Annotated in this window: 13 protein-coding genes; 8 read left to right on the plus strand and 5 right to left on the minus strand. The window is 52.5% G+C overall.

The annotated features are described in order from the left end of the window. Positions 1–10: 10 nt before the first annotated feature. On the minus strand, positions 11–169 hold the full coding sequence (locus LWH94_RS16590) for a hypothetical protein (protein WP_232902948.1): 159 nt from the start codon (positions 167–169) through the stop codon (positions 11–13). A 128-nt stretch (positions 170–297) separates the two neighbouring features. Here LWH94_RS16590 and umuD point away from each other — a divergent pair, with 128 nt between their 5' ends. Together umuD and umuC are read left to right on the plus strand one after the other, a co-directional pair. Continuing rightward, the gene (umuD, locus tag LWH94_RS16595; protein WP_232902949.1) at positions 298–735 is read left to right on the plus strand and encodes a translesion error-prone DNA polymerase V autoproteolytic subunit; all 438 of its coding nucleotides are present in this window, start codon (positions 298–300) and stop codon (positions 733–735) included. Positions 736–737: 2 nt separating this feature from the next. Then, positions 738–2,039, plus strand: coding sequence for a translesion error-prone DNA polymerase V subunit UmuC (umuC, locus tag LWH94_RS16600; RefSeq protein WP_232902950.1), 1,302 nt, complete (start codon positions 738–740; stop codon positions 2,037–2,039). A gap of 74 nt (positions 2,040–2,113) precedes the next feature. Here the strand turns inward: umuC and LWH94_RS16605 are convergent, their stop codons facing one another. Both LWH94_RS16605 and LWH94_RS16610 read right to left on the minus strand, forming a co-directional pair. Continuing rightward, on the minus strand, positions 2,114–2,377 hold the full coding sequence (locus tag LWH94_RS16605) for a tyrosine-type recombinase/integrase (RefSeq protein ID WP_226610443.1): 264 nt from the start codon (positions 2,375–2,377) through the stop codon (positions 2,114–2,116). 193 nt (positions 2,378–2,570) lie between these two features. Then, the gene (locus tag LWH94_RS16610; protein ID WP_232902952.1) at positions 2,571–2,822 is read right to left on the minus strand and encodes a hypothetical protein; all 252 of its coding nucleotides are present in this window, start codon (positions 2,820–2,822) and stop codon (positions 2,571–2,573) included. A gap of 289 nt (positions 2,823–3,111) precedes the next feature. Between LWH94_RS16610 and LWH94_RS16615 the strand changes: the two genes are divergently transcribed. The 3 genes from LWH94_RS16615 to LWH94_RS16625 all read left to right on the plus strand — a co-directional run bounded on the left by LWH94_RS16615 (position 3,112) and on the right by LWH94_RS16625 (position 5,584). Continuing rightward, positions 3,112–4,137 (plus strand): lipid A deacylase LpxR family protein, encoded by a 1,026-nt coding sequence (locus tag LWH94_RS16615; RefSeq protein ID WP_232902953.1) that lies wholly within the window; start codon positions 3,112–3,114, stop codon positions 4,135–4,137. 114 nt (positions 4,138–4,251) lie between these two features. Continuing rightward, the gene (gene trxA / locus LWH94_RS16620; RefSeq protein ID WP_199007200.1) at positions 4,252–4,575 is read left to right on the plus strand and encodes a thioredoxin; all 324 of its coding nucleotides are present in this window, start codon (positions 4,252–4,254) and stop codon (positions 4,573–4,575) included. Between the two features lie 55 nt (positions 4,576–4,630). Next, positions 4,631–5,584 carry a LysR family transcriptional regulator gene (locus tag LWH94_RS16625; protein WP_232902954.1) on the plus strand — a complete coding sequence of 318 codons (954 nt, stop codon included), beginning with the start codon at positions 4,631–4,633 and terminating at the stop codon, positions 5,582–5,584. Between the two features lie 125 nt (positions 5,585–5,709). On the opposite strand, the gene LWH94_RS16630 is transcribed toward LWH94_RS16625, so the two are convergent. Continuing rightward, positions 5,710–6,333, minus strand: a complete 624-nt coding sequence (locus LWH94_RS16630; protein ID WP_224851315.1) for a glutathione S-transferase — start codon at positions 6,331–6,333, stop codon at positions 5,710–5,712. Positions 6,334–6,564: 231 nt separating this feature from the next. Here LWH94_RS16630 and LWH94_RS16635 point away from each other — a divergent pair, with 231 nt between their 5' ends. Together LWH94_RS16635 and LWH94_RS16640 are read left to right on the plus strand one after the other, a co-directional pair. Next, positions 6,565–7,161, plus strand: a complete 597-nt coding sequence (locus LWH94_RS16635; RefSeq protein ID WP_110651750.1) for a TetR/AcrR family transcriptional regulator — start codon at positions 6,565–6,567, stop codon at positions 7,159–7,161. A 54-nt stretch (positions 7,162–7,215) separates the two neighbouring features. Continuing rightward, complete coding sequence (locus LWH94_RS16640) at positions 7,216–8,229, plus strand: zinc-dependent alcohol dehydrogenase family protein (RefSeq protein WP_232902955.1); 1,014 nt, start codon at positions 7,216–7,218, stop codon at positions 8,227–8,229. 118 nt (positions 8,230–8,347) lie between these two features. Here LWH94_RS16640 and LWH94_RS16645 read toward each other — a convergent pair whose 3' ends face one another. Beyond that, positions 8,348–9,244 carry a LysR family transcriptional regulator gene (locus LWH94_RS16645; RefSeq protein ID WP_232902956.1) on the minus strand — a complete coding sequence of 299 codons (897 nt, stop codon included), beginning with the start codon at positions 9,242–9,244 and terminating at the stop codon, positions 8,348–8,350. 213 nt (positions 9,245–9,457) lie between these two features. Here LWH94_RS16645 and LWH94_RS16650 point away from each other — a divergent pair, with 213 nt between their 5' ends. Beyond that, positions 9,458–10,798, plus strand: a complete 1,341-nt coding sequence (locus LWH94_RS16650; protein WP_269802644.1) for an aldehyde dehydrogenase family protein — start codon at positions 9,458–9,460, stop codon at positions 10,796–10,798. Positions 10,799–10,920 lie beyond the last annotated feature (122 nt).

Below are 10,920 nucleotides of genomic sequence, written 5' to 3' on the forward strand. Positions count from 1 at the left end.
AAGGGATGGGCTAACGGCAAGCTGAGGGTTTCTCCCTCGGTTTCGGGGCAACCGAATGCGTCAGAGCGCGACCAATCACATAGCCGGCTGCCACACCCACCAGCGCAGTCACCGGCCCGATCAGGCCGCCCACCAAGCCGCCAATAAACATCAGTATTACGCTTTTCATACAGACTCCTCCCGCCTTCCTGGCAGCTGCACTCTTCTGAGTATAGGGCATGGTGCCCAATGATGGGTTGACCTGCTGATATTGTCTCGCCAAAATGCTGTATATTCAACCAGTATTCGGTGTAAAGCATGTCCTGTATTCTGCTTGGTGACTACGAATCCGTCTCACGCCTGAACATCCCGATGTTTCTGGAGAGGGTCTCGGCTGGCTTCCCATCGCCGGCAGAAGACTACATTGAGATGACCATTGATCTGAACGAGCTGTGTATTCAGCACCCTGCTGCCACCTTCTTCGTTAGGGTTCAGGGTGAGTCTATGACTGAGGCGGGCATCTATCCCGGCGATGTTCTGGTGGTGGACCGGTCACTGAGGGCCGGACATGGAGACATCATCATCGCCAGCCTGGAAACCGAGATGACGGTGAAGCAATTGCATCTGACGCCGCCACCCGCGCGCCTCCTTCCTCGGAATCCCGCCTACCAGCCCATCACGGTCGAGGGTGACATGGTGATGGAAGTGTTTGGGGTAGTGACCAACGTCATCCGGTCAATGAAGCGGGGAGGGTAGGGATGGCATCGGTTGACCGGGATCAGGCCGTCTTCGCGCTGGTGGACTGCAATAATTTCTACGCCTCCTGCGAGAAGCTGTTCCGTCCGGATCTGCGCAATACGCCGGTGGTCGTGCTATCCAACAACGACGGCTGCGTGGTCGCCCGCTCGAAAGAAGCCAAGGCACTGGGGATCAAGATGGGCGTGCCGGTTCATCACGTCAAAACGGAAATTAACCGGTATGGCATCCAGGTGTTCTCCTCCAACTACACCCTCTATGGCGACATGAGCCGACGGGTTATGAACACACTCGAAGCCTTGGCACCACGGGTGGATGTCTATTCCATTGATGAAGCCTTTCTGGACCTCACCGGCATTGACCGGGTGGTATCCTTCGAGGATTTTGGTCGAGAGGTCAAGAACACCGTGTATCAGAACGTCGGCTTGCCCGTCTGTGTGGGCATTGCCCCCACGCGAACACTGGCCAAGCTGGCTAACTTTGCCGCGAAGAAGTATACGGCGACGGGAGGCGTGGTAGACCTCACAGACCCCGCCCGGCAACAGCGACTGATGGCTCGGGTGCCGGTTGAGGAAGTTTGGGGTGTTGGGCGAAAACTCAGTGCCAGGCTTCAGGCCATGGGCATTGTCACGGCGTTACAGTTAGCGGATACCCATCTAGCGACTCTCAGAAAGCAGTTCTCTGTCGTGTTGGAACGCACGGCCCGGGAGCTCAATGGCGTGCCTTGTGTGACGTGGGAGGATGTGCCGGCCCCAAAGAAGCAAATCATGTGTTCCCGATCGTTTGGTCAGCCCCTTCAGAAACTGAGCGACCTGGAGGAAGCCGTTGCGCACTTTGCGACCCGTGCGACCGAGAAACTTCGGGGAGGTCAGCAGTATGCCGGGGAGCTGATGGTGTTCATCCGAACCAACCCGTTCAAAGCCACAACACCGCAGTATTCACGCAGTGCCAGTGTGAAGCTCATCCAGCCCAGCCAGGACTGCCGGGTTATTGTGCAGCAGGCCCTGAATCTGCTGCGACCGATGTATCGCGAAGGATTTGATTACGCCAAGGCCGGCGTCATGCTGTGTGAGTTGGTGGAAGAAGCGGGTGTTCAAGAGGATCTCTTTCAAGCCGCTGCCGGGCAGGCACCAGACAACGGCAGATCGGAACGCCTGATGGCCGTTATGGATGCCATTAACCGAAAGGCCAAGGCTCCGGTCTACATGGCCAGGGAGGCCGGGCCTGCTGCCTATGCGATGCGACGGGGGCATTTGTCGCCGGCGTATACGACTCGTTGGGATGACTTGCCGATGGTTCGTTAAAAACAAAAGCGAACATTCGGATCGCCTCAGATATCCTCGGCTCTTTCTGCACTGGTTGGACGCTTGGTCATTTCTCAAGAACCCGGCAAACGATCAAATGGACTAGCTGTACCAGCTCTTCGATCGCCAATAATGTGGGTGTGGCTTTCAGTCGTCCGAATATCGCCGTGGCCGAGGATTTCCTGGACCGTTCGGATATCACTTCCCGATTTCAGCAGCTCGGTGGTTAAAGCGTGGCGAAAAGAATGAGCCGTAACCGGTTTGGTAATTCCGCTCCCTTTCACGGCCTGCCTTAATTGCCGCGCGTATGTCGAATGATGAAGGTGATATCGGCACACATAGCCTGCAATTGGGATAACGCGTTGTCTTTAAGATGGGAATAGATATGGCCAGTCAGAGTTTTTCGTGACCGAGCCGTGCCTCTATCTTCAATACCGCTTGGGCCTTGAAGAGAAGAACCGCAGATTCCAAGCAAATCGATCCAAAAACGCACCGTCCCTGGTGCCAAGACACAAATGACACTCTTTATGTTCAGCCGTGGCTTTCGGAGCGTACTTCGCCACGTATAACTATCTGGCCGCTGTACGGGGATAGCTCAGAGAAGCCACTCTTTGCAACCCGATCCTGGATTTCACCGCGAATTACGGTTTGGCCACTATAAGGAGCCGGCTGAGCCGGCTCGGAGCGGGGCTCATCGGATTTACGGTCTGCCAAGGAGGCGTTAGCGGGCAGGGCGGCGGCGGCAAAAAGTGAAGCCAGGGTGATCGATACAAATTTACGCATAACGTTATCTCCAAAGTTCGATAGGTTGATGCTCATACCGGAGTCGCCAAAGGACCCGATATCAGATGGAGCGAAGTATGGAGTTGAAGAGAGACAACGAATAATTCCCAAACGGTATGCAATACATCAATTTGGGTGATGGGCACAGCTAGATCAGCTCAAAAATGCACGCAAAACTACTTACCCATAAGTATCGATGATTTTTTGAATACCGACGCTTGATTAGTCCTCAGCGCCAGTCAATCGAAAAATAGCGCCAACTTTACCGACACACTTTTCGGAGTTGGCTATGAATTCTCGTTTTCTAGTACCGATGCTCGCGGTCTCCCTGCTGGCATTTACCGCGCATGCAGAGTCCTCAGACTCGGTGATGGCTTTGTCTACGGATAACGATCTCTTCGCTCCAGCGCAGACAGATCGGGATTACACTGCTGGCGTGGCCATTACTTATTCCTCGAATTCAGAGGCATTCGTAAACAACCCGGTTTCGAGTTTCAGTCAGGGGCTGGACGGGTATGTCCTGCCATACCTGGCGGGCAAGGGTGAAAAGCCAAAAAGCGCGGCGCTCGAGTTTGGGGTTTATGGCTTCACGCCCGAGGAGATCAAAGAGTCGGCCATTGACCGGAACGATCGCCCGTACAGCAGTCTTGTTTACCTGTCGTCGAGCCAGAGCTATCAGGCACTGAGCGCAAAATCGGGCTGGACAACATCGATGACCGTAGGCGTGCTGGGGCTGGATGTTTTCAAATCCGGCCAGAATGCGGTTCACAAGGTCGTCGGTAGCGACCGTGCTAATGGTTGGGGCCACCAGATTTCCAACGGCGGAGAGCTGACTTTCCGGTATTCCGCTGCATACCATCAATACCTGGATGCGAGTCAGCCGAATCAGCAGTTCAAAGTGACGTATTTCGGTTCAGCCGGGTACCTCACTGAATTCGGCGCGGCCCTGGTTTTCAGGGGCGGTCTGATCTCATCACCCGATAACCGGTTTAACCCCGAATTGATGGCTTACGGTGAGCGCGCACCCGGGGTGTCGGTACCTGGTGGACGGGAGAATTATTTTTGGGGCGGAATGTCAGTCAAAGCTCGCGCCTATAACGCGTTCTTGCAGGGACAGTTTCGGGATTCGGAGCATGAGCTGAATGCCGATGATTTGAACATTCTTTTGGCAGAGGTCTGGGCTGGTTATACCCACGGTTTCCTGGCTGGTATAGAGTTGAGTTACGTACTGCGAGTGCAGAGCTCCGAGATTAAGAGCGGTACCGGGAACCGCACGCTCGCTTGGGGCGGCCTGGTCTTTAGTAAACGCCTGTAAGCGTTAAGGCACTCATCATCCTGAGAAATAGGATCTATATGGCCCCGCAATTAGTTTTTATTGTTCCAAGCTCACATTCTTACGATCAGACGCTTCCAACAAGGAGATTATCTAATGAGTCAAATTATTCACGTAACAGACGTGAACTTTGAGCAATCCGTGGTCCAGAGTGATCGGCCAGTCTTGGTGGATTTTTGGGCCCCGTGGTGCGGCCCCTGCAAAACAGTTACGCCGATGCTGAAGGAAATTGCTGATGAGCTGGGCGATCAGTTAACCATCGTCAAAGTGAACGTGGACGAGAGTCCGGAGATTGCTGCCAAGATGCGTATTCGGAGCATTCCGACTCTTGCTCTTTTTAATGAGGGCGGTGTGATTGCACAGAAAACAGGTGCCGGAAGTTTGAGTGAATTGAGAGCCTTTGTTAAAGGTAACTTATAAGTGCATAGCACAAGCCTCCTGCTTGGGAGGCTTTTTGCATCTCGGGAAAAGTCTGATGAAAACCCAAGAACTTCAACTGTTGTACGTGTTCGATGCCATCATGACAGAGCGTTCAGTGACTCGCGCGGCCGATCGTCTCGCGATGACACAGCCGGCAGTGTCCAATGCAATTTCCAGAATGCGTCAGATTTGGAATGATCCGTTATTTGTACGCAAGGGCAGGAACATCGAGCCAACCTCCTATGCCTTGAGTCTCTGGGATCAGGTTAGTGATCCTATGTTTGCTCTCACCAACGCGGTCAGTGCGACACAGTTTGATCCAGGAACATCGAAACGCAGGTTTCGAATTGCAGTAACCGATATGTTCGTGGAGTTGGTCTGGCCTCAGTTGATTGAACTGCTTGAGCGTGAGGCGCCGGCAGTGGACGTCCATGCCGTTCCGTACACGCCGGAGGGAACGCACCATGATCTCAGGGAGGCTCATGTTGATCTCGCTGTAGGTGTTCTCACTCAGCACGACCATAGTCTACGGAGTACTTGGTTATTCGAAGGTGGGTATTTGCTCGCTATGCGTGCAGACCACCCGCTTGCCGGAAGACCCATTACCATGGATGAGTTTCTGAGTGCCCGTCACCTGCTTGTAACAATGTCTGGGGATGCGCACGGGTTCGTCGATAGTTATCTGGATCAGAAGGGACATAGCAGGCGTATAGCATCGACGGTAAACCATTTTTCGATTGTACCGAAAATATTGCGAGCGTCAGACTTGATTGCGGCAGTACCCGAGTTGATCAGTCAGGATTGCGGTTTTGTGAACGGGTTGTGGATGGGTGAGCTTCCTTTCAGCGTCGATCCCACCAGCCTGTATCTAATCTGGCATGCTCGGCACGATCGTGATCCCGGTATTGTCTGGTTGCGAACACACGTTGAAAGGCTTCTTCAAGAGCGCTGGCATGACATCATGACCAAGTCCCCATGCAGTCGCCTCACCTCCAAAGCGATTGCATAGTCAAAGCATTCTATCGATCAGAGCCATGTTTGCCGGAAGACTGTTTGATTGATCAGGGCGGTCCTTAAGACCGCCCTTTCTCAACTGGTAACGGGAATAACGTTTGTGCTCGAGGCATCAGAACATTACGCCAACTTGTACACGCCGCCCCTGGCAATAGCCGATTGATAAGCAGGTCTGGAGTGAAGTCGTTCAAGCCAGGCTTGCAGATTGGGGCGCTGGCTCAGTAATTGAAACGACTTGGCAACTTCACCAATAAAGCTCATCTGAATGTCGGCGGCACTAAACGTATCGTTCACCAGATAGCTTTGTCCTTTCAGTGAGTTTTCGATAAAGCCCAGATGGTTGTCCAACTCGCTATTGATCCGCGGGTGTAGGGGGGCGCCATTGTTGCCAAGAGGATCAACGTAAATTTTCAGGAGCAACGGAAGCATTGCTGATCCTTCGGCATAGTGCAGCCATTGCACGTATTGATCATATTCCTTGGTGGTGCGGGGCGGCTGCAGATTAGCCCCGTCATAGTGCCGGAGGAGGTAGTCAATAATCGCACCAGATTCATGGATGATGGTTTGCCGGTCTTCAATGACGGGAGATTTGCCCAATGCGTGGATCTGGAATAATTCCTGTGGTGCCAAGTGGGTATCAGGGTCTCTTTTGTAGCGTTTAATATCGTATTCGAGGCCCAGCTCTTCGAGCAGCCAGAGAATCCTCTGCGAGCGTGAGTCATTTAGATGATGAACAATAATCATAGTTTCCTTCCGTTTATGGTGTATCCAGATTGCTTCACTAGTTACGGAGGCTGGGCGTGAAATGTCTTAATGTTTTGCACTATAGACGACTGGTCTAATTCTGGCAAATGCTGAGTTCAGAGGCGACCATTCAGGGTCGCGGTAAAGAGGCTGGATAGAGTAACTGGCTCTTGGTGAAGTGTGACCTATTGACAACTAGACAATTGGTCTAGTGCGGCCTAAAATCGCCCCATGGAATCAAAAACAGTTTCTCACGATGTGCGAAAGCACGTTCTTAAAACGGCAGAAGTCATCATCAGTGGTAAGGGCTTCAGTGCTGTCGGATTAAATGAAATTTTGAAAGCCTCTGGTGTTCCCAAAGGGTCTTTCTATCACTACTTTGGGTCTAAAGAGGCTTTTGGTGAGGAGCTACTGAAAAGCTATTTTTCTGAATACCAGAGTTCCCTGGATTCGTTGTTGTCCCGCCCCGGCATGTCGGGGGCTGAGCGTCTTCTGAGTTATTGGGAATCCTGGTTAGAAACGCAATCCACGTGTGACCCCAAAGGCAAGTGTTTAACGGTTAAGCTTGCAGCCGAAGTTTGCGATTTATCGGAAGCCATGCGCAACGTATTAGCCAGAGAGACTGGCCGGGTTATTGCCAGACTGGCGCAAACCGTCGAGGAAGGAATCTCGGATGGGTCTCTGCCAGCCACACTTAACCCCAGAGGAACGGCTACTACTCTTTATCAGCTTTGGTTAGGCGCCAGTCTGCGTGGCAAGATCACCCGTGACCGGGAGCCGATGGAGTCCGCTTTGGAAGCGACCAAGGTGTTACTGGGCCAAACCTGACTTTTTTTGAACTGAAACTATACGACCGGTCTACTTATTTTTGGAGAAAATGCTATGAAAACAGTCACTCTTCGTGCTCCAGGTGGGCTTGATTCGCTGGAGGTAAGAGACACTCCAGACCCGGGGCAGCCGGGACCGGGGCAGATACGGGTTGCAATACGTGCCACCTCTCTGAATTACCATGACCTGTTGGTGGCGAATGGTAGTATCCCGACGGAAGACGGTCGGGTTTTAATGTCAGACGGGGCCGGCGTTGTTGAGGCTGTCGGTGAAGGCGTCACAGAGTTCCAGATAGGTGATCATGTTGTTTCCGGTTTTTTCCCTCAGTGGCAGGACGGGCAAGCCTACGACAGAGTTGGAAATTTTGCAGAAACCCCGGGCGATGGCGTCGATGGCTTTGCTGCAGAGTACGCGGTTCGCGCAGCTACTGATTTTACTCACGCTCCTAATGGGTGGAGTCATGCGGAAGCGGCGACTATCACTACTGCGGGATTAACAGCGTGGCGCGCTTTGGTTGTAGAGGGCAACTTGAAGGCTGGGCAAAGCGTTTTGGTGCTGGGAACCGGCGGGGTCTCAATCGCAGCTCTGCAAATTGCCAAAGCAATGGGGGCCAGGGTCATTGTGACCTCTTCATCAGATGCAAAGCTCGCAAGGGCTAGAAAGCTCGGAGCGGATCAAACCATTAACTATCGACGTTGTCCGGATTGGGGGCATGAGGTTCTCTCATTAACTGAGGGTCGAGGCGTTGACCATGTTGTTGAAGTAGGAGGGCCTGGTACTCTCAGTCAGTCTTTTCAGGCGGTTTGTGTAGGCGGCCACATAGCCCTTATAGGTGTTCTAACCGGTCGTGAGGGCCAGGTTCCTACGGGGCTGCTCATGGCGAAGCAGGCCCGGCTTCAGGGTTTGATTGTCGGTAATCGGCGGCAACAACAGGACTATATTGCGGCTCTTCAGCAAAATGATCTGCGCCCGGTGATAGATCAAAGCTTTCGTCTGGACCAATTAGCGGAGGCATTTGCCGTTCAACAAAGTGGCGGTCATTTTGGCAAGATCGTTGTTGAGTGGTGAGAGCTGTCGTGACGGCTAATCGGGTGATGTTGCGTCCGAGGCTCGGTTAGCATTAGGCAATGTGAAGCGTTGTCTCTTTGCCGTCCAGCACACTGGTGTTGAGGCGGCTTTTTTTGGTCTAGATATTCGGAAACTCTTGCTGAAGAAGGGTCAGTATCCAACTGTGCAGCGGATCCTGACTGGAACGAGAATGCCAGGCTGCGATCACATCGAAACACGGAGGCGATTGGTCGAGCTCGATCTCTTTCACCAGTGGGTTTGGCAAAATGCGTGATGGTAGGAATGCGATGCAGTCGGTTGATGCCACGCAAACCGGTGCGGCAGAGAAGCTTGGGACAGACATAACGACATTGCGTTTATAGCCATTACTGGCAAACCACTCATCGGCTGAGCCGATCAGGTTGGCTCGTGTCGGAGAGACAATGAGTTGGGGCAGACCGGCAACGTCACCTATCGTAAGTCGCCGGGCGAGCAAGGGAGAATCTTTTCGGGTTACGCAGACATGGTGTTCTGAAAAAAGCCATTGTGTCTGACAGCTTTCAGGAACAAATGCCGGAAAAGTCAGCGCGAGGTCCACGTCTCCCGATGCCAGTAACGCATAGAGTCGATCACTTTCAAAATCTCGCACGATTAACTTCAATCCCGGTGCCAGCTTTCGTAACTTCATCATCAGTCTTGGCAATACAACCGCTACAGCGTAATCCGTCGCTGAGATCACGTAGGTCGCTTCCACAGTGGTCGGATTGAAGTCGTCAGGCGCCATCAAACGATCAATACTCTCGAAAACAGCGTTAACTCGTGGTTCTAGCTGTTCAGCAAGTGGCGTGGGTATGACCCCTTGTCCGGATCGTATGAACAGTCGATCCTGAAAGGCATCTCTGAGTTTGCTGAGCTGAGCGCTGACGGCTTGTTGGGTCATGCCCATCTGACTCGCGGCTCGTGTGACACTCCTCTCTTTTAACAGAATTTTGAACACTCGCAGCTGCTTCAGGTCGACTCGGCTAATATCACTCATAGTTGTATCTCTAACCAACAAATACTGTTTCTATTTGTTATTTTATCCGCATAGCATGCTCTTGTCATGACTCGCCACCCAGCGGCCTGGAATCTAGACATCGGTCTGTTGTGGGTGACGCGTTGATCCTATGCAGCGATAAGGTGAGAGCATTTCATGAGTCATAGTACTAATAGCGAACTAGTTCAACGGTCAATAAAGGCCGACTATAAGATGTTCATTGGCGGGCGATGGGTGACAAGTCTGTCCGGACGTTCTTCTCCTTCGATTAACCCGGCTACAGGCGCCGTGTTGACCAACATACCGATGGCCAACAAAGAAGATGTTGATGCTGCAGTGAAATCAGCGCGTAAAGCGCTGGCTGTTTGGGGTCAAACATCTCCCCAGGAGCGTCAACAGGCGTTGCTTGCAATTGCGAGCAGACTCGAAGCGCGAGCAGAAGAGTTTGCAATCCTTGAGACGCTTGACAATGGCAAGCCGGTCCGAGAAACCAGACAGATTGACGTCCCCCTGGCGATTGATCATTTTCGGTATTTTGCCGGTGTGATTCGTTCTCACAGCGATGAAGCTGTGCAGCTCGATAACAACACATTGAGCCTGGTGTTAAATGAACCTGTTGGTGTGGTTGGCCAAATCATTCCCTGGAACTTTCCGCTATTGATGGCAGCCTGGAAATTAGCGCCCGCGCTTGCAGCTGGCAATACTGTTGTCATCAAGCCATCCGAGATGACGTCTATAACCCTTCTTACATTGGGTGAAATTCTCAATGATGTACTGCCACCAGGAGTCGTAAATATTGTTACCGGTCAGGGTGCAGAAGCGGGACAAGCTCTTCTTGATCACCCAGACGTGGATAAACTTGCTTTTACGGGATCGACGGCGGTTGGGTACCGCGTGGCGAAGGCCGCGGCAGAAAAGCTGATCCCGGCCACTCTTGAGTTGGGCGGTAAATCAGCCAACATCGTGTTTCCCGATGCCAACCTGGAGAAAGCCCTGGAAGGAGCTGCTCTCTCTATTCTTCTCAATCAGGGAGAGGTCTGTGAGGCAGGGGCCCGTTTATTCGTTCATCACTCCATCTTTGAAAAATTCATTGGAGCGCTAAAAGAGCGTTTTGAACAAATCAGAGTAGGAGATCCTTTGGATCCTCAAACCCAAATGGGAAGCCAGGTCAGTGAACAGCAGATGGCGAGGATTCTGGGGTATGTCGACCTGGCGTCGCAGGAAGGCCTCAATGTTCTTACCGGTGGAAAGCGCTTGACCGGTGGGGCGCTGGGCCGCGGAAGTTTTATCGCGCCGACCATCATTACGGATGTATCAAACGATATGTCAGTGGCTCAGGAAGAGATTTTCGGCCCAGTGTTGGTGGTTATGCCATTTGAGGATGAAGCTGATGTTATCGCGTTGGCGAATGAATCCGATTATGGCTTGGCCGGGGCCGTCTGGACTCAGGACATCAATCGGGCCCTGCGAGTAGCTCGTGCAATTAAAACTGGACGGATGTGGGTCAACACTTATCACGAATTGCCCGCGCACGCACCCTTTGGTGGATTGTAGTGGTTCAATGATTCCGGACACCAACGTAGGTGGTAAGATCGCCACCATAAACGAGGTGTCTGATGACCAGAAAGCGACGTTCTTTTTCTCCTGAGTTCAAACAGGAAGCAGCCAGCTTGGTG

Source organism: Marinobacter sp. G11, assembly GCF_021282325.1.
Taxonomy (GTDB): Bacteria; Pseudomonadota; Gammaproteobacteria; order Pseudomonadales; family Oleiphilaceae; genus Marinobacter; species Marinobacter vinifirmus.